Origin of the sequence: Streptomyces sp. NBC_00019 (genome assembly GCF_045041015.1) — a bacterium.
Taxonomy (GTDB): domain Bacteria; phylum Actinomycetota; class Actinomycetes; order Streptomycetales; family Streptomycetaceae; genus Streptomyces.
This window is the reverse complement of sequence record NZ_CP108302.1, coordinates 4642673-4660597: the sequence shown is the minus strand read 5'-3', so window position 1 is coordinate 4660597 and position 17925 is coordinate 4642673. Positions and strand designations below refer to the sequence as shown.

Annotated in this window: 16 protein-coding genes and 1 tRNA gene; 11 read left to right on the top strand and 6 right to left on the bottom strand. The window is 70.6% G+C overall.

What is annotated here, in order from left to right; translation table 11 throughout:
- Nucleotides 1-155: 155 nt before the first annotated feature.
- The gene (locus tag OHU89_RS21825) at nucleotides 156-2939 is read left to right on the top strand and encodes a penicillin acylase family protein (protein ID WP_405645166.1); all 2784 of its coding nucleotides are present in this window, start codon (nucleotides 156-158) and stop codon (nucleotides 2937-2939) included.
- Between the two features lie 78 nt (nucleotides 2940-3017).
- On the opposite strand, the gene OHU89_RS21820 is transcribed toward OHU89_RS21825, so the two are convergent.
- Nucleotides 3018-3605, bottom strand: coding sequence for a 5-formyltetrahydrofolate cyclo-ligase (locus OHU89_RS21820; RefSeq protein ID WP_405645165.1), 588 nt, complete (start codon nucleotides 3603-3605; stop codon nucleotides 3018-3020).
- 132 nt (nucleotides 3606-3737) lie between these two features.
- Between OHU89_RS21820 and galU the strand changes: the two genes are divergently transcribed.
- The 7 genes from galU to OHU89_RS21785 all read left to right on the top strand — a co-directional run bounded on the left by galU (nucleotide 3738) and on the right by OHU89_RS21785 (nucleotide 9345).
- Entirely contained in the window at nucleotides 3738-4640 is a 903-nt protein-coding gene (gene galU, locus OHU89_RS21815) for a UTP--glucose-1-phosphate uridylyltransferase GalU (RefSeq protein ID WP_266891135.1), read from the top strand.
- A 5-nt stretch (nucleotides 4641-4645) separates the two neighbouring features.
- Entirely contained in the window at nucleotides 4646-5968 is a 1323-nt protein-coding gene (gene glp, locus OHU89_RS21810; RefSeq protein WP_405645163.1) for a gephyrin-like molybdotransferase Glp, read from the top strand.
- Between the two features lie 85 nt (nucleotides 5969-6053).
- Nucleotides 6054-6533 (top strand): cyclic pyranopterin monophosphate synthase MoaC, encoded by a 480-nt coding sequence (gene moaC, locus OHU89_RS21805; RefSeq protein WP_046261452.1) that lies wholly within the window; start codon nucleotides 6054-6056, stop codon nucleotides 6531-6533.
- On the top strand, nucleotides 6530-7036 hold the full coding sequence (locus OHU89_RS21800; RefSeq protein WP_266891139.1) for a molybdenum cofactor biosynthesis protein B: 507 nt from the start codon (nucleotides 6530-6532) through the stop codon (nucleotides 7034-7036). The genes moaC and OHU89_RS21800 overlap by 4 nt, the downstream gene beginning before the upstream one ends.
- Entirely contained in the window at nucleotides 7033-7701 is a 669-nt protein-coding gene (locus OHU89_RS21795) for a GNAT family N-acetyltransferase (RefSeq protein WP_266899526.1), read from the top strand. The genes OHU89_RS21800 and OHU89_RS21795 overlap by 4 nt, the downstream gene beginning before the upstream one ends.
- A 209-nt stretch (nucleotides 7702-7910) precedes the next feature.
- Complete coding sequence (gene glpR, locus OHU89_RS21790; RefSeq protein WP_405645160.1) at nucleotides 7911-9173, top strand: gephyrin-like molybdotransferase receptor GlpR; 1263 nt, start codon at nucleotides 7911-7913, stop codon at nucleotides 9171-9173.
- A gap of 98 nt (nucleotides 9174-9271) precedes the next feature.
- A tRNA-Ala gene (locus OHU89_RS21785) sits at nucleotides 9272-9345 on the top strand.
- 92 nt (nucleotides 9346-9437) lie between these two features.
- On the opposite strand, the gene OHU89_RS21780 is transcribed toward OHU89_RS21785, so the two are convergent.
- Together OHU89_RS21780 and OHU89_RS21775 are read right to left on the bottom strand one after the other, a co-directional pair.
- The gene (locus OHU89_RS21780; RefSeq protein ID WP_405645158.1) at nucleotides 9438-11822 is read right to left on the bottom strand and encodes an FtsX-like permease family protein; all 2385 of its coding nucleotides are present in this window, start codon (nucleotides 11820-11822) and stop codon (nucleotides 9438-9440) included.
- Complete coding sequence (locus tag OHU89_RS21775; protein WP_405645156.1) at nucleotides 11816-12589, bottom strand: ABC transporter ATP-binding protein; 774 nt, start codon at nucleotides 12587-12589, stop codon at nucleotides 11816-11818. Before OHU89_RS21775 ends, OHU89_RS21780 begins: the two co-directional genes overlap by 7 nt.
- A 185-nt stretch (nucleotides 12590-12774) precedes the next feature.
- On the opposite strand from OHU89_RS21775, the gene OHU89_RS21770 reads away from it, so the two are divergent.
- A complete protein-coding gene (locus OHU89_RS21770; RefSeq protein WP_405645154.1) occupies nucleotides 12775-14043 on the top strand; it encodes a sensor histidine kinase in 1269 nt (422 codons plus the stop codon).
- The gene (locus tag OHU89_RS21765; RefSeq protein WP_405645152.1) at nucleotides 14016-14675 is read left to right on the top strand and encodes a response regulator; all 660 of its coding nucleotides are present in this window, start codon (nucleotides 14016-14018) and stop codon (nucleotides 14673-14675) included. Before OHU89_RS21770 ends, OHU89_RS21765 begins: the two co-directional genes overlap by 28 nt.
- 15 nt (nucleotides 14676-14690) lie before the next feature.
- Here OHU89_RS21765 and OHU89_RS21760 read toward each other — a convergent pair whose 3' ends face one another.
- On the bottom strand, nucleotides 14691-15167 hold the full coding sequence (locus OHU89_RS21760) for a GNAT family N-acetyltransferase (protein WP_405645150.1): 477 nt from the start codon (nucleotides 15165-15167) through the stop codon (nucleotides 14691-14693).
- A gap of 66 nt (nucleotides 15168-15233) precedes the next feature.
- Between OHU89_RS21760 and OHU89_RS21755 the strand changes: the two genes are divergently transcribed.
- Nucleotides 15234-16037, top strand: coding sequence for an exodeoxyribonuclease III (locus OHU89_RS21755; RefSeq protein ID WP_405645148.1), 804 nt, complete (start codon nucleotides 15234-15236; stop codon nucleotides 16035-16037).
- A gap of 75 nt (nucleotides 16038-16112) precedes the next feature.
- On the opposite strand, the gene OHU89_RS21750 is transcribed toward OHU89_RS21755, so the two are convergent.
- Together OHU89_RS21750 and OHU89_RS21745 are read right to left on the bottom strand one after the other, a co-directional pair.
- Nucleotides 16113-16490: a recombinase family protein gene (locus tag OHU89_RS21750; RefSeq protein ID WP_405654597.1), complete on the bottom strand. Its 378-nt coding sequence runs from the start codon at nucleotides 16488-16490 to the stop codon at nucleotides 16113-16115.
- A gap of 665 nt (nucleotides 16491-17155) precedes the next feature.
- On the bottom strand, nucleotides 17156-17800 hold the full coding sequence (locus OHU89_RS21745; protein ID WP_307029536.1) for a MerR family transcriptional regulator: 645 nt from the start codon (nucleotides 17798-17800) through the stop codon (nucleotides 17156-17158).
- Between the last annotated feature and the right edge of the window lie 125 nt (nucleotides 17801-17925).

Genomic DNA, 17925 nt, shown 5'->3' with positions numbered 1-17925 from the left:
ATTTCTTGACACTCCTGAGGCAAGATCGACCGTCCGTCCGCGCTGGTTCCCGACTCCGCGTCAAGTGGCGTCGGGCCCTGCGCCTATGGTTGCTCCAGCGCTCATTCAAAGTCACAGCCCCGCCTGCCGCTCCCGTTAGGACAGCAAGGACAGCGATGCCCCCCAATACCACCGCCTCATCGGGTCAGAAGCCCGGCAAGTCCGGCAGGAAAAAGGGGCGCAAAGCCCGTCTGATCGTCCTCGTCCTGGTACTGGCCATCATCGGCGGCGTCGCCTACGGGGCGTACTGGTCCATCAGCACCGTCCGTGCCTCCTTCCCGCAGACCAAGGGTTCGATCACGCTCGAGGGCCTGTCCGGACCGGTCGACGTGAAGCGCGACGGCTACGGCATCCCGCAGATCTACGCCTCCTCCGACGAGGACCTGTTCATGGCGCAGGGCTACGTCCAGGCGCAGGACCGGTTCTACGAGATGGACGTGCGCCGCCACATGACCTCCGGGCGCCTGTCGGAGATGTTCGGCAAGAGCCAGGTCGACAAGGACGAGTTCCTGCGCACGCTCGGCTGGGACCGGGTCGCGAAGAAGGAGTACGACACCAAGCTGTCGGCCTCCACCAAGAAGTACCTCCAGGCCTACGCCAAGGGAGTCAACGCCTACCTGCAGGGCAAGGACGGCGAGGAGATCTCCCTCGAGTACGCGGCGCTGGGCTTCGCCAACGACTACAAGCCCGAGCAGTGGACCCCCGTCGACTCGGTGTCCTGGCTGAAGGCGATGGCCTGGGACCTGCGCGGCAACATGCAGGACGAGATCGACCGCGCCCTGCTCACCAGCCGCCTCGGCCCCAAGCAGATCGAGGACCTGTACCCGGCCTACCCGTACAGCCGCAACAAGGCGATCGTCCAGGAAGGCCAGTACGACGAGCTGACCAAGACGTTCGAGCAGGGCAGCGGCACCTCGGGCACGGGCACTGGGACGGCCACAGGGGCCGGTACCGGCACCGGAACCACCACGGGCACCGCGTCCGCCTCGGGCACCACAGCTCTCACGAGCCAGCTCTCGGGGCTCTACGGCCTCCTGGAGGACCTTCCCGCGGCCGTCGGCGTGAACGGCAACGGCATCGGCTCGAACTCCTGGGTCGTCGGGGGCTCGCACACCATCACCGGCAAGCCGCTGCTGGCCAACGATCCGCACCTGTCGGCCTCGCTGCCGTCCGTCTGGTACCAGATGGGCCTGCACTGCCGCACCGTCTCCAGCAAGTGCCAGTACGACGTCTCCGGCTACACCTTCGCGGGCATGCCCGGCGTCGTCATCGGCCACAACCAGGACATCTCCTGGGGCATGACCAACTCCGGGGCCGACGTCACCGACCTCTACCTGGAGAAGCTGAGCAACAACGGCTACCTGTACGACGACAAGGTGAAGCCCTTCACCACGCGCGAGGAGACCATCAAGGTCGCCGGCGGCGAGTCCAAGACGATCGTCGTCCGTGAGACCGACAACGGCCCCCTGCTGTCCGACCGCAACGACGAACTGGTCAAGGTCGGCAAGAAGGCCACCGTCGACACCGCCGCACCCGACCGCGGCGACGGCTACGGCATCTCCCTGCGCTGGACCGCCCTGGACCCGGGCACCTCCATGGACGCCGTGTTCGCGATGGACAAGGCGACGAACTGGAACGACTTCCGTGCGGCCGCGACCCTGTTCGACGTGCCGTCGCAGAACCTGGTCTACGCCGACACCGAGAACCACATCGGCTACACGCTCCCCGGAAAGATCCCCACGCGCGCGCAGGGCGTGGACGGCTCGATCCCGCAGCCCGGCTGGGACTCCAAGTACCGCTGGACCGGCTACATCCCGCAGGACCGGCTCCCCTACGAGTACGACCCCGCGCGCGGGTACATCGTCACCGCCAACCAGGCCGTGATCGACAAGGACAAGTACCCCTACACGCTCACCACGGACTGGGGCTACGGCGCCCGCAGCCAGCGCATCACCGACCTGATCAAGTCGAAGATCGACGACGGCGGCAAGATCTCCACCGACGACATGCGCCAGATGCAGCTGGACAACAGCAGCGCGATCGCCAAGCTGCTCGTGCCCAAGCTGCTGAAGATCGACATCGAGGACAAGGACGTCCGCGAGGCGCAGAAGCTGCTGGAGGGCTGGGACTACACCCAGGACGCCGACTCGGCGGCCGCCGCCTACTTCAACTCGGTCTGGCGCAACATCCTCAAGCTCGCCTTCGGCAACAAGCTGCCCAAGGAGCTGCGGGTCAAGGGCCAGTGCCTGTGGGTCGACCCCGTCAGCACCACCGGCCCCGCCGACGAGACGGAGAAGGTCCGCGAGTGCGGCCAGCGTGACGCCGACCAGGCGCAGCCGGACGGCGGCGACCGCTGGTTCGAGGTCGTGCGCAACCTCATGGAGGACGAGAAGAGCGACTGGTGGAAGACGCCCGCCGGCGTGGGAGACCGCCCCAAGGCGGAGAACCGCGACCAGCTGTTCAAGCGCGCCATGATCGACGCCCGCTGGGAGCTCACCGCCAAGCTCGGCAAGGACATCGACACCTGGAGCTGGGGCCGGCTGCACCGCCTGTTCCTGAAGAACCAGACGCTCGGCACCGACGGCCCCGGCATCGTGCAGTACGTCCTCAACCGCGGCCCCTGGAAGCTCAGCGGTGGCGAGGCCACCGTCAACGCGACCGGCTGGAACGCCGCCGGCGGCTACGGGGTCATCTGGGTGCCGTCGATGCGGATGGTGGTCAACCTCGGCGACCTCGACAAGTCCAAGTGGATCAACCTCACCGGAGCCTCCGGGCACGCTTACAGCGCCCACTACACCGACCAGACGGGCAAGTGGGTCAAGGGCGAGCTGCTGGACTGGTCCTTCTCGAAGGACGCGGTCGACCAGAGCACGAGCGCCACACTGGTGCTGAAACCGTGAGCCACTGACGGCGAATCGTCGAACGGGCCCTCCACGCACGCGTGGAGGGCCCGTTCGCATGCGCTCACATGCCGCGGCTCACGCGTCGTCGTCCCGGAAGCGGCGCACCCCCGACGGCGTCACCACCGCGTGCACCGCCTGGTCGTGCGCCTCCTCCGGGACGCGCTCGACGATCTCGGAGTCGTAGAGCAGCACGACCAGAGCGGGGTGCGTGCCCGCGCGCTCCAGGCGTGCCAGTACCCGGTCGTACGACCCTCCGCCGCGCCCCAGCCGCATGCCGCGCGCGTCGACCGCCAGGCCGGGCAGCAGCACGACGTCGGCGCCGGTCACGGCTTCCGGGCCCAGACGCTCCCCGGAGGGCTCGAAGAGGGCCATCTTTCCGCCGTGTTGGACGCGCGCGAGGGAGTCCGCCCCGGTGTAAGCGCCCCAGTCCAGGTCGTTGTCGGGCAGGAGCGCCGGGAGCAGGACGTGCACGCCCCGCGCGCGCAGCGCGTCCAGGAGCGCGAGCGTGCCGGGTTCGCTCCCCACCGAGACGTACGCCGCCACCGTGCGCGCCCGCGCCAGCTCGGGCAGTTCGAGCGCCCGCCCGGCCAGCGCGGTCGCGGATTCTCGCACGTCATCGGCCGTCAACCTGTTCCTCACCGCGAGGAACTCTCGCCGCAACATTCTTTTGTCAGGCTCTCCAGGACGTCCGATGTGACTCAAAGGTCGCTCCCGTACCCTTCCAATACGCTCATATCAGAGCTAATTAACCGGAGCCTCAGATTCCCTGCAAAGGCACCGGATAAGGTTGCGTGCATGACTCAGTCTCACCCTCGGATCAGCAAGGCTGTCATCCCCGCAGCAGGCCTCGGCACCCGGTTCCTGCCGGCCACCAAGGCCACTCCCAAGGAGATGCTGCCGGTCGTCGACAAGCCGGCGATCCAGTACGTGGTCGAGGAGGCCGCCTCCGCGGGTCTCGATGACGTCCTCATGATCACGGGCCGCAACAAGCGGCCGCTCGAGGACCACTTCGACCGCAACTACGAGCTGGAATCGGCGCTTCAGAAGAAGGGCGACGCCGGTCGGCTCGCGAAGGTGCAGGAGTCCAGCGACCTCGCCACCATGCACTACGTCCGCCAGGGTGACCCCAAGGGTCTCGGTCATGCCGTCCTGTGCGCGGCGCCGCACGTCGGCCACGAGCCCTTCGCCGTCCTCCTCGGCGACGACCTGATCGACCCGCGCGACCCGCTGCTCAAGCGGATGGTCGAGGTCCAGGAGCGGCATGGCGGCAGCGTCATCGCGCTCATGGAGGTCGAGCCCGAGCAGATCCACCTCTACGGATGCGCGGCTGTCGACGCCACCGAGGACAGCGACGTGGTCAAGGTGCACGACCTCGTCGAGAAGCCGTCCGTGGCTGACGCCCCGTCCAACTACGCGATCATCGGCCGCTACGTCCTCGACCCGCACATCTTCGACATACTGCGCAAGACCGAGCCCGGCCGCGGCGGCGAGATCCAGCTCACCGACGCCCTCCAGCAGCTCGCGGCGGACGAGAAGGTCGGCGGCCCGGTGCACGGCGTCGTCTTCAAGGGTCGCCGCTATGACACCGGCGACCGTGGTGACTATCTGCGTGCCATTGTCAGACTCGCGTGCGAACGTGAAGACCTGGGCCCGGACTTCCGGACCTGGCTTCGCAGTTACGTAGCCGAGGAGATGTAGCAACGTTGAGCAGCGCCGCGCCCCACACCACCGGCCAGGACCACCTCTGGTCGGTGGACGAACACCTGGAGGACATCCTCGCGACCGTCCGCCCCCTGGAACCCATCGAGCTGCAACTCCTCGACGCCCAGGGCTGCGTCCTGGTCGAGGACGTCACGGTGCCGGTCTCCCTGCCGCCGTTCGACAACAGCTCCATGGACGGGTACGCGGTGCGGGTCGCGGATGTCGCGGGCGCGAGCGAGGAGTTCCCCGCCGTCCTGGACGTCGTCGGGGACGTCGCGGCGGGCCAGTCCGAGCTGCTCCACGTGGGCCCCGGCCAGGCCGCCCGCATCATGACCGGCGCCCCGCTGCCGCCCGGCGCCGAGACCGTCGTCCCCGTCGAGTGGACCGACGGAGGCCTGGGCGAGGGGCCCGCGACCGGGATGCGCGCCCGCGCCCTGTCTCCCGAGGGCGCCGAGGGACACGTGCACGTGCACCGGCCTGCCGAGGCACGCGCGCACGTACGGGCGAAGGGCAGCGACGTGAAGGCCGGCGACCGCGCCCTCGAGGCCGGCACCGTCCTCGGCCCGCCGCAGATCGGACTGCTCGCCGCGATCGGCCGCGGCACCGTACGCGTCCGCCCCCGCCCGCGCGTGGTCGTCATGTCCACCGGCAGCGAACTCGTCCAGCCCGACGAACAACTGGGCAACGGCCAGATCTACGACTCCAACAGCTTCGCCCTCACCGCCGCCGCCCGAGACGCCGGAGCCATCGCCTACCGCGTGGGTGCCGTAGCCGACGACGCCGAGACCCTCCGCAACACCATCGAGGACCAGCTCGTCCGCGCCGACCTCATGGTCACCACGGGCGGCGTGAGCGTGGGGGCGTACGACGTCGTCAAGGAGGCGCTGTCGTCCGTCGGTGACGAGGACGAGGCCGGCAGCGGCATCGACTTCCGCAAACTTGCCATGCAGCCCGGCAAGCCCCAGGGCTTCGGCTCCATCGGCCCCGACCACACCCCGCTCCTCGCGCTGCCGGGCAACCCCGTCTCGTCGTACGTCTCCTTCGAACTGTTCGTCCGTCCCGCGATCCGCGCTCTCATGGGCCTGGAGGACGTGCACCGGCCGCGCGTGACCGCGAAGCTGACCGCCGGCAAGGCGCTGACCTCGCCGAAGGGGCGCAGGCAGTTCCTGCGCGCGACCTGCTCCGACGGCACGGTGACCCCGGTCGGCGGTGCCGGGTCGCACCTGGTGGCGGCCCTCGCGCACGCGGACGCGCTGATCGTCGTACCGGAGGACGTGGAGTCCGTCGAGCCCGGCACCGAGGTCGAGGTGGTCCTGCTCGGCTGAGTGCTCCTGGTTGGCGGTACCGTGTCGCGCACAACAGGCCCGCGCGCCGTACCGCGAAGGGCCGGGACCGGGAGCGCCGCACAGCATGAGTACGCAGGACCGACTGACTCACATCGACGAGGCGGGCGCCGCCCGCATGGTCGACGTATCCGACAAGGACGTGACCGCGCGCACCGCCCGCGCCAGCGGTCGGGTCCTCGTCTCGCCCCGGGTGATCGAGCTGCTGCGCGGCGAGGGCGTCCCCAAGGGCGACGCCCTCGCCACCGCGCGGATCGCGGGCATCATGGGCGCCAAACGCACCCCGGACCTGATCCCGCTGTGCCACCCGTTGTCGGTGTCGGGTGTGAAACTGGATCTGTCGGTCGTGGACGACGCCGTGGAGATCCTCGCCACGGTCAGGACGACGGACCGCACGGGCGTCGAGATGGAGGCCCTCACCGCGGTCTCCGTCGCCGCGCTCACCGTGATCGACATGGTCAAGGCGGTCGACAAGGGAGCGGTCATCACGGACGTTCGGGTGGAGGAGAAGACGGGCGGCAAGTCGGGCGACTGGAGCCGGGCATGACGTATCGCGCTCTTGTGGTCACCGCCTCCAACCGGGCCGCCGCCGGGGTCTACGAGGACAAGGGCGGCCCGTTGATCGCCGCGGGCCTGAAGGGCTTCGGCTTCGACGTCGAAGGGCCGCAGGTCGTGCCCGACGGGGACCCTGTCCGGGCGGCCCTGCGCGCCGCCGTCGACGCCGGATACGACGTCGTCGTCACCACCGGCGGCACCGGCATCTCGCCCACCGACCGCACCCCCGAGGCGACCCGCGAGGTGATCGACCACGAGGTGCCCGGCATCGCCGAGGCCATCAGGGCGTTCGGACGGGAGAAGGTGCCGACCGCCGTGCTCTCGCGGGGCCTGGCCGGAGTGGCGGGACGGACCCTGATCGTCAACCTGCCGGGTTCCACCGGCGGGGTGAAGGACGGGCTAGCCGTCCTGGAGCCCCTGTTGGTCCACGCCGTCGACCAGATCCGCGGCGGCGACCACCCCAGACCCGGGGCCGACAGTGGGGGTGCGAGCTGAACAGCCCATCCTGGCCCGTCGTACTGGCGGACGGCGACGTCGTCCTCCGGCCCATAAAGGTGCGCGATCAGCGGGCCTGGCGCGAGGTCAACCGGCGCAACCGCGACTGGCTGCGCCCCTGGGAGGCGACCATCCCGCCGCCCACGCCCAGCGGGCCGATCGCGCACCGGCCGACCTACCGGCAGATGGTGCGCCATCTGCGGGCCGAGGCGAACGCGGGCCGGATGCTGCCGTTCGTCATCGAGTACCAGGGACGGCTCGTCGGGCAGTTGACCGTCGCCGGGATCACCTGGGGCTCGATGTGTTCGGGGCATGTCGGCTACTGGGTGGACGAGTCGGTGGCCGGCCGTGGGGTGATGCCGACGGCCGTGGCGCTGGTCGTGGACCACTGTTTCCGGACCGTCGGACTGCACCGCGTCGAGGTCTGCATTCGCCCGGAGAACGGGCCCAGCCGCCGGGTCGTGGAGAAACTCGGATTCCGTGAGGAGGGGCTGCGGCCCCGTTATCTCCACATCGACGGGGCCTGGCGCGACCATCTCGTCTTCGCGCTCACCGCGGAAGAGGTGCCGGAAGGGTTGCTCGGGCGGTGGCGGCGGGCACGTTCACAGAAGGCGCCGCACACCACGCCCAGGAACCCGCAGAACACGCCGGGGAATCCCACATAGCCAGGGAAGCGGCCGGAGAAGCGACTCGGGTAATTGAATAAATGTTCGAGAATGATCGGGTGGCGATCGTCTCAGGGCATTAAATTCGCGGCTCCGGCGACCTGCTGATCGCATCGGTCACAAAAAAAGCTCGAAATATCAGCCAGATCGTGCGACACACCGGGCCAATTGGCGGATGGCCTCACGCGAATCCCTCTACCGTGTGAGGCGTGAGCAGCAGCGGCCTCATCTACGCAGTCATTGTCGGGGCCTGGGCCGCCTACTTGGTGCCGATGTGGCTCCGTAGGCAGGACGAGCTGAACGAGGCCCGTCCGACGGAACGCTTCAGCACCGCCATCCGGCTGCTGTCCGGACGGGCGGGAATGGAGCGCCGGTACGCCAAGGACCTGCGGGCGCGCTCCACCGAGGAGGGGGAGCCCAGCGCCGTCGATCCGGATGCCGTCACCGACTCGGTGGACGTCCGTGCCTTTGCCATGCCTCCGACGCGCCCGCAAGTGCGCGCGGACGTGCACGCGGAGGCGCCGGCGCGCAGGGAAGCGGCGCGTGAGCCGGTACGCGAAAGAGCGGCCGACCCGGCAGCGCACGCCCCGGCGTCCGTCTCCGCACCGGCGCCCGCATCCGCTCCGGCGCGCAAGCAGGTGCCCGCAGCCCGGCGTACGCCCGCTGCGGAAGCCGCCGCGGCGCGCGCCCGGCGCACGAAGGCTCTCGCGCGCCGTAGGCGCACCACCGTGGTGCTCTTCATCGCTTTCACGCTCGGCGCGGTCGTCGCCGCCGTCGGGGGGCTCGCGTTCCTGTGGGCGCCCGGCGTGCCCGCCGTCCTGCTGAGCGGGTACATCGCCTACCTGCGTTCCCAGGAGCGCCGTCGCTTCACCTACCAGATGGACCGGCAGCGGGCCGAGGCGGCGGCGCAGCAGCTGAAGGAGCGTGCGCGCCAGCCGCGCCGGCGCCCGACGGCCGAAGCGATCGACGCGGACGAACCGGACGAAGGACCAGAGCCGGGGCAGGACCCCGGGCTGTCGGCGCTCGCCGCCGACCGGCGCGCCCTCGTCGAGCAGACCGACCACGCGGAGTGGGTCGACCAGCAGCGCGAACGGCAGCGCAGGCCGGGGCACGGGGACAGCTGGGAGCCGGTGCCGGTGCCGTTGCCGACGTATGTGACGGCGCCGGTCGCTCCGCGGGCCACGTCGGACGTGGACCTGGGCGCGCCGGACGCGTGGAGTTCGGCGCGGTCCAGCTCGGTCGCCGGGGAGCGGGAAGCGCGAGGCGCCGGTGCCGAGTCCGGTGCCGGGCAGGACGGTGCGGCGCAGGACGCCGAGGCGGGGGAGTCGTCCGACGCCGAGGACAAGGCGGACGACGACGAGCGCTGCGACGCCCGCCGGGCCGCTTCCGCGCGACGGGCGCGCGAGCGGGGACGTACGCCCCTCTTCGATCAGTACGAGGACGGGGAGCGGCCGCGCGCGGCCAACGAGTAGGCGCGGCCACCCGTCCCACCTGTGGGTGTTCCGCAGCCGGGGCAGGGAACGGATTTCCAAGCACCCCGATCGGGGTGCTAAGGTTTCACTCGTTGCAAGGGCCTGTGGCGCAGTCTGGTAGCGCACCTCGTTCGCATCGAGGGGGTCTGGGGTTCAAATCCCCACAGGTCCACGCAGCATAGGGGCCCGTTCCTGATATCAGGAACGGGCCCCTTGCCATGCGTACGGCAGTGACGTACAGCAACCGCTTCGGCTGATCCCGCGTCAGAAAAGCTGGCCGCGCCGGCGCAGGGCATGTGCCGCCGGAAGCACCGCCGATACGACGGCGAGGAGCGCGCACGCGCCCGTGGCCGCGCCGAGTTCGGGCCAGGGGAGGCGGAGCGGGGAGCGTGCCGACTGCAGGTCCAGGGCGCCCCACATGCCACCGAGGTTGAGAGCCGTCACCAGCAGGCCGAGGAGTGCGCCCACGGCCACCACCACCAGGGCCTCCGCGGCCACGAGGCGCAGCACCTGCCCGGTCGTGGCGCCCGCCAGCCGCAGCGACGCGAACTCGCGCTTCCGGTCGGACGTAGCCATGAGCAGGGTGTTGGCGAGGGAGATGCCCGTGTACAGCAGCGCGATGCCCAGGACGAGGAGGAAGCCGAGGCGGGTCTTCTCGTCGGCGTCCGTGAAGGTGGCCGTGGGGTAAGCGGTCCGCAGCCACTCGTCGCGGGTGAGGACGGAGGCGTCCGTGGCTCCCAGAACCCTCCGTAGCCCTGCCGCCGTTCCTCCCGTCACCTCGACCCGGTCGACGGCGGCCCCGCGCGCGTTGGCCGGCGTGACGTACACCCCGTTGTCGCCCGTGCCGACCGGCATCACCGCGGCGATACGGAGCGACCTGCGGGTGCCGTCGCCGAGCCAGACGGTGACCCGGCGGCCGACTGTGTGCTGCGCCCACTCCTCGTTGACGATGATCGAGTCGTCGTCGAGGGCGGTGACGCGGCCCGCCGTCAGGGGGAGGCGCGCGGTCGCCGCGAGCGCCCTCGGATCGGCCGCGCGCGCCTCGGACTTGATGAGGGCGACGCCCTCCTCGAGGACGTACACGGCGCTCGATGCGGTCGCCGAGACCTCGGTGTCCGGGATCGAGCGCAGGCGCCGGAGCGTGTCCGGGGCGAAGCCGGTCGGCGACGTCAGCACGAAGTCGGAGACGGTCCGCTCACGCGCCTCCGTCGCCCTCGCCCCGTTCAGCGTCGCCGTGGCGCCGAGCAGCGAGCCCGTCAGGGCCACCATGATCAGGACGGGGGCGGCGACGGCGGCCGTACGGCGGACAGCGGCGCCTGCGTTCGAGCGGACCAGCATGCCGCACGGGGCGAGGACCCTGGTCAGGGGGCGGACCAGGGCCGGGGCCAGCAGGGCCGTCGCCGTGATCAGGAGCATCGGGCGGCTGACGTACGTCTTGCGGTGCAGCAGCTCGCCCGGGTCCGTCACCAGCGCGAGTGCGAGGGTGACCGCGGCGGTGATCAGCAGGGCCGCCCCGAACAGCAGGCGGCCGAGCGTCAGAGCGCGTTCGTCCACCGCCGCCTCGCGCAGCGCCTGCGTCGGCGAGGTCCGGCCCGCCCGCCAGGACGCGCCCACCGCCCCGCACAGCGCCACCGACAGACCGGTCCAGAAGGCGAGATGGTACGGCCACACGTGGTCGCCGATCGCGAACCAGGCCGGTGCGACACCGCCGTCCACCACACGCTCCGCCAGCCACGGGGCGGCGTACGCCCCCAGCACGCAGCCCGCCGCGGACGCCGGCCCGCCCACCAGCAGCGCCTCCGTCAGCACCGCGCGCCGGATCTGGCCCGGCGTCGCGCCGGTCGTGCGCAGCAGACCGAACTCCCGGCGACGCTGGGCCACCGCGAAGGCGAAGGTCGACGCGACGACGAACACCGACACGAAACCGGTCACCCCGCCCGCCGTGCCGAACAGGGCGTTCAGCGTCGTCAGCGCCTCGGCGTAACGCTCGGGATCGGCGTCCGCGAGCCGGCGCTCGTCACCGGACAGCACCCGCGCGCGGCCGTCCACCACGCGTCGTACCGCCGCCGCGTCCGCCTCCACCACGAGCTGTGTGCTCACCGGAGACAACACGGCCGCCCGCGCATCCGTGTAGAACAGCGCGTTCTCGAAGCCGAGCGCGCCCACCGTGCCGACCACGCGCACCACCCCACGCCCCGTGCGCAGGCGCTGTCCCACCGTCGTCCGGTCGTCCGTGGCCACGACCTCGTCCGCGGCGCGGGGCGCGCGGCCCGCGGTCAGTTCGTACGGTGCGAAGGCCGCGGTCGACCATGGATGCCCCACCAGGTCGCCGTGTACGACGAACGAGCGGTCCTCCGTGACCCTGCCCAGCTTCCGCAGCGCCGCCACCGTCCTTGCAGGCACGGGCCGCAGCTGGGCCAGCCTCTGGGTGCGGTCGCCGATGGGGGTCGGTACGTGCAGCGTGTCCTGGCCCTTCACCACGACCGGGGTCGCGGCGAAGCGTTCCGGTGCCCGCTCGGGGGCGTCCAGGGAGGAGGCGAGGGCCAGGCCCATCACGGCGATCAGGGCGACCCCGAGGGACAGAGCGACGAAGCTGCCGATGAAGGCGGTCCAACGGGAGCGCAGGGTACGCAGGGCGAGCATCAGCATGGGACGACCTCCGAGGCAGCGGTTCCCGAAGCCGACGCCCCCGTCTCGAGCGACGTCATACGCGCCGCGATCTCCCCCGCCGACGCCCCCACCACCTCGCCGTGCACGTGCCCGTCGACCAGGAAGACCACGCGGTCGGCGTACGACGCGGCCACCGGATCATGCGTGACCATCACGATCGTGCGGTCCTCGGTGACGACCAGTGAGCGCAGCAAGGACAGCACCTCACGCCCGGTGGCGGAGTCCAGCGCACCCGTCGGCTCGTCCGCGAACAGCACGTCGGGGCGGGTGATCAGCGCGCGGGCCAGGGCGACGCGCTGCTGCTGGCCGCCGGACAGCTGGGCGGGCCGGTGCCGGGCCCGTTCACCGAGCCCCACCCGCCGCAACGCCTCACGCGCGCGTGCCTTCGATACACGCCGACCGGCCAGCCGCAGCGGCAGGAGGACGTTCTGTTCGGCGGTCAGGGAGGGCAGGAGGTTGTACGACTGGAAGACGAAGCCGATGTGTTCGCGGCGCAGCAGGGTCAGCCGTCGTTCGCTCAGCCCGGTCAGTTCCGTGCCGCCGATCCGCACCGAGCCCGATGTCGGCCGGTCCAGTCCGGCCGCGCACTGCAACAGCGTCGACTTGCCGGAGCCGGACGGCCCCATGACGGCGGTGAAGGTGCCCTGTCCGAAGCCGAGCGAGACGCCTTCGAGTGCGGTCACCCCGCCGTCGCCCTCGCCGTACCGCCTGACGACGGAGGTCAGCCGGATCGCGTGGTCTGTCATCTGCCCTCATTAAGTCCGCAGAAGGCCGACGGCCCTCATTGAGTCGAAGAGGGCTCTACGAAACCGCGCCGCCACCCCGCGGATCAGTGCGGCAGGACCGAGACTTGAGGTAGGGCCAGGCATACCCCCGGATGTCTGTCTGGACGGATTACGTCCGCCCGTACCCGCCTTCTACCGTGATCTCCATGACGGTGTGGCAGGCGCTGAGCAGGCGTGGATATCTGAGGTCGGCGTGGCCGTGGCGGTCGGTCGCGTTCCTGGCGAGCGGGGCGGTGTTCGGGGCGGTCGTGCTGGTGGTGATCGTCGCGGGGGCCGTCGTGGGCGGCGCCACGGCCGTCGTGCTCGTCGGACTGCCGCTGCTGGTGCTCACCGCGCTGTGCGGGATCCCCGTGGCCGCCGCAGAGCGGTGGCGGCTGCGGCTGGCGGGGGTGGGGCCGGTGCCGCTCTCGCAACACCGGGTGCCCGACGCGCCCGGGCTCACCAGATGGCTCACCGTGCGGCTCAAAGAGGCCGCCACCTGGCGGGAGTTGGCGTACGCCGTGCTGCTCGGCGTCGTGCTGTGGCCGCTGGACGCGCTCGTGGTGGCCTTCGCCGCCGGGGTGCCGCTGTTCCTGCTGGCCACGCCGCTGCTGGTCGCCGTCGACGGCGAGGCGAAGGTCGTCAAGCTGTGGACGGTCGACACCTGGCCGGCCGCCTTCGGGGTCGCGGCGGCCGGGGTGCCGCTCCTGATCGTCGGGGCGTACGCCCTCGGGCTGGCCGCCGGGGCGCGCGGCGAGGTCGCGAAGGCCCTGCTCGGCGCCTCCGGGGACAGCGACCGGGTCACCGAACTCGTCCGGTCCCGCGTCCGGTTGGTGGACGCCTTCGAGGCGGAACGCCGCCGTATCGAACGCGACCTGCACGACGGCGCCCAGCAGCGCCTCGTCGCCCTCACCATGACGCTCGGCCTCGCCCGTCTGGACGCCCCGCCCGGCCCCCTCGCCGACCAACTCGCCGCAGCGCACGGGGAGGCCGAGAAGGTCCTCGCGGAACTGCGCGAACTCATCCACGGCATCCACCCCAAGGTCCTCGCCGACTACGGACTGGAAGCCGCCGTCGCGGATGCGGCGGACCGGAGCCAGGTCCCCGTGGACGTGGAGCTGGACATCACCGGACGCCTGCCCCAACCCGTCGAGACCGCCGCGTACTTCGTCGTCTGCGAGGCCCTCGCCAACGTGGCCAAGCACAGCGGGGCGAGCCGGGCGACCGTCAGCGGCGGACATGCGGACGGACGGCTGACGCTGGACATCCGCGACGACGGACGCGGCGGCGCCTCCAGCGCGAACGGCACCGGGCTCACCGGTCTCGCCGACCGGGTGTCAGTGCTCGATGGCAGACTTTCCCTGTCCAGCCCGCCGGGTGGACCGACCCTGCTGCGAGTGGAGATCCCTTGCCGGCCGACCGAGCCCTGCGCATAGTCCTCGCCGAGGACAGCGTGCTGCTGCGCGACGGACTCGTCGGGCTGCTCACGCGGTTCGGGTACGAGGTGGTCGCGGCCGTCGGCGACGCGGACGCGCTCCTCGCGGCGGCCGCCGAGCATGTGCCCGACGTGGTCGTGACGGACGTCCGGATGCCGCCCGGCTTCCAGGACGAGGGGCTGCACGCGGCCGTGAAACTGCGCGAGGAGCGGCCCGGGCTGCCGGTCCTGGTGCTCAGCCAGTACGTGCAGCGGGCGTACGCCGCCGAGCTCCTCGACTCCGGTGACGGGACCGGCGTCGGCTATCTGCTCAAGGACCGGGTGGGCCAGGTCGAGGAGTTCGTGGACGCGCTGCGGGAGGTCGCGGCCGGTGGCACGGTCGTGGACCCCGAAGTCGTACGACAACTGCTGCGCCGCCGCCGGGATCCGCTCGCCCGGCTCAGCCCGCGCGAGCGGGAGGTGCTGGGGCTGATAGCCGAGGGCAAGTCGAACGGCGCGATCGCCAAGGCGCTGGTGGTGTCGGACGCGGCCGTGGGCAAGCACATCGGCTCGATCCTCACCAAGCTGGACCTGCCGCCGGCGGACGACACCCACCGGCGGGTGCTGGCGGTGCTCGCGTACCTCAGAAGCTGACCTCCGCGGGACTTCTCAGAGGGCCTTCGCGAAGCAGCGGCTCGCCTCGTGGTGCCGGTAGTAGCCGAACTTCTCGCACGGCTCGTAGCCGCTGGAGGTGTACAGCGCGATGGCCTCCGGCTGCTTGTCGCCGGTCTCCAGGACCATGCGGACCCGGCCCGCCGCCCAGGCGTCCTCCTCCAGCGCCGCCAATATGCGCCGGGCGAGCCCTCTGCCCCGCGCCTGCTCCGTGACGTACATCCGCTTGACCTCGGCGTCGCCGTCGCGGTTGCCCTCCTCGTTGGCGTCCTGGGCGCGCCAGCCGCCCGTGGCGACAGGGGCGTCGCTCTCGTCGTACGCGATGAGATATGCGCCGTTCGGTGGCTCGAAGTGGGCCGGGTCCATGTGTGTGGCGTCGCCGTCGTCGCCGTAGCGGACGGCGTACTCGGCCTGGACCTGGTCGTTGAGCTTCACGGCGTCGGGGTGGTCGAAGGAGACGCGACGGATATTCATGCTGCCTACCGTATGTCAATACATTCCAGAACGGGATCCGGTCCAGTCTGCCGGTATCGTGCCGGAGTGCTCACTGTGACCTCTGTGAATGTGAACGGACTGCGCGCCGCCGCGAAGAAGGGCTTCGTGGAGTGGCTCGCGGACACCTCCGCCGATGTGCTGTGCCTCCAGGAGGTGCGCGCCGAGCCGCAGCAGCTGCCCGAGGAGGTCCGCACCCCCGACGGCTGGCACGTGGTGCACGCGCCCGCCGCCGCCAAGGGCCGCGCCGGCGTCTCCCTCTACAGCCGCCGCGAGCCGGACCGCGTCCAGATCGGCTTCGGTTCGCCCGAGTTCGACACCAGCGGCCGCTACGTCGAGGCCGACCTGCCGGGTGTGACGGTCGCCTCCCTCTATCTCCCCTCCGGCGAGGTCGGCACCGAGCGCCAGGACGAGAAGATCCGCTTCATGGACGAGTTCCTGACCTACCTGAAGGGCCTGCGCGAGCGCGCCGCCGCCGACGGCCGCGAGGTCGTCGTCTGCGGCGACTGGAACATCGCCCACCAGCCCGCCGACCTCAAGAACTGGCGCGCCAACCAGAAGAACTCCGGGTTCCTGCCGGAGGAGCGGGAGTGGCTGACGCGGGTCTTCGACGCCGCTGACGGGGGCTATGTCGATGTCGTGCGGGCGCTGCATCCCGATGTCGAGGGGCCGTACTCGTGGTGGTCGTATCGGGGGCGGGCCTTTGACAACGATTCAGGTTGGAGAATTGATCTTGCCGTGGCGACGCCCGGGCTTGCGGGTCGGGCTGTGAAGGCATACGTCGAGAGGGCCGCCACTCATGCTGAACGGTGGTCGGACCATGCTCCCGTGACGGTCGTCTTCGACATGTGACCGGTCGTGGGAGTGCGCCACTGTGCGCACTCCCACGGGGGCGGGTGACTCAGGGGCGCGCGCCGAGTGTGAAGGTCAAGCGGGAGGTGTCCGGTCCGGAGAGCCGGGAGGGGCCACCGCCGGGGTGTCGGTTGTGCCTCGCCTGGGGCTGCGGGTTCCATTGGAGCGTGCCAGAAGGGCGTCCTGCAGCGCCTCGAACTCGTCGTCTGTCAGTGGTGGTTCGCCGATGAGGACCGGAGTGCCGGATGCGTGGCGGACTGTCTGTCCGCCGTGTGTTCGGTGACCGATCAGCGACGGGCTTCGCAGCACCTTCGGCAATGTGCCCGAGGTCCAGCGGAACCGCTCGAAGTCCTTCCCGTGGCGGCGACCGCCCATCGGGCGTCCTTGGAGCTGGGCATGGCGGTCACGTGGCACGGGTTCGCCGGATTGGTTCAGCCGGCGCGCGATGGCCACCAGTGATCGTCCCGCGTGCACGTCCTCGATGATCGCGCGGACGAGCGCGGCGGATTCCGGGTCGGGAGCCAGACACCATCCGCTCCCCGAGGGGTGCGGCGCCTTCCGATAGCCGAACGGGACCAGCCCGCCTCCGTAACGACCTGCTGCGCGCAGTGACGAGTGCTCTGGCGTGCTGCCGCCCCCAGGCGACCAACTCGGCCATGTGCGCCACAGAGCGCACGGCTCGGTCCACGTGTGATCACACGACGGCTTCGTATTCCTGAGGCCGGCGGAGCCAGGACGACAACGAGGGCCTCTCGAACGGCGATGTCGCGCGTGCCGAGACGCCCAGGTCCGATGCCTCGGCAATCAGTGTGAAACCGAGCCTCTCGGTGGAGAGTCGAATGGTGGACCGCTGTCGCTCTGGCGAAGTGGTCGCGCTGGTCACGCAGCTGAGGCGCAAAGCGGCAATGGCTCTTGGAGGTTGAGGACTACGCTTGGGCACGTCGACGCTCCTCGAAAGTGTCGGCCACACCCCGGGACTGGTCGCACAGTCGCCGGGGCCTTTTCGATCTCACTCTCGGGCTACGAACGTGACTTCGTCTGTCACTGCCTGGAAAGTGCCTCGATGGAGTGAATGCTCTTGAAAAACCGGGCACTTGGGCAAAAGGTGCTCTGAGGCTCTAGTCCCGCTTCCGCAAGCGCCGGTCCAACGCCAGCGAAAGCTCCGCCTCCACCACGCTTCTCGCGAGGGGCCGCAGGCGTTGCATGTCGTTCTCGGTGGCGTGGCGGAGGACCAGTTCGGCGAACATCTCGGCCAGGTCGTCTACGTGTTCGCGGACGCGTTTGCCCGCTGCCAGGACCTCGGCGAGGGGGATGCCCTCGGCGACCAGGGCCGAGGAGACGTCGAGGAGGCGGCGGCTGATGTGGACGATCTCGTCGCCGTCGGTGCCGAGGTAGCCCAGCTCCAGTGCGGCGGCGAGGTTGTCCGTGGTGACCTGGCCCTCGAAGCGGGCGGCGAGTTCCTCGGGGGTGAGGCGGACCGGTTCCTCTTCCGTGGGGGTGGCCACGCCCAGGAGGTCGGCGACGTCCCGGCCGTGGTCGAGGGCTTCCGCCAGTTCCGCGATGCCGGTGAGGGTGTGGCCGCGTTCCAGGAGGGCGGCGATGGTGCGCAGCCGGGCCAGGTGGTGGTCGTCGTACCAGGCGATACGGCCCTCGCGGCGGGGCGGCGGGATCAGTTTGCGTTCGCGGTAGAAGCGCAGGGTGCGCGGCGTGATGCCGGCCAGGCGGGCCAACTCCTCCATGCGGTACTCGCGCTTCTCGGTCACGCCCGCAGCCTATGTTGTACCTCCGGTAACTTTCCTGGCCCCGCCCCCTACCCATCGGTAAGGAGCTGCCCTACCCTCCCATTGCGCCAGTGTTTACTGGCGGAGTCCGAAAAGCGATGCGTGGA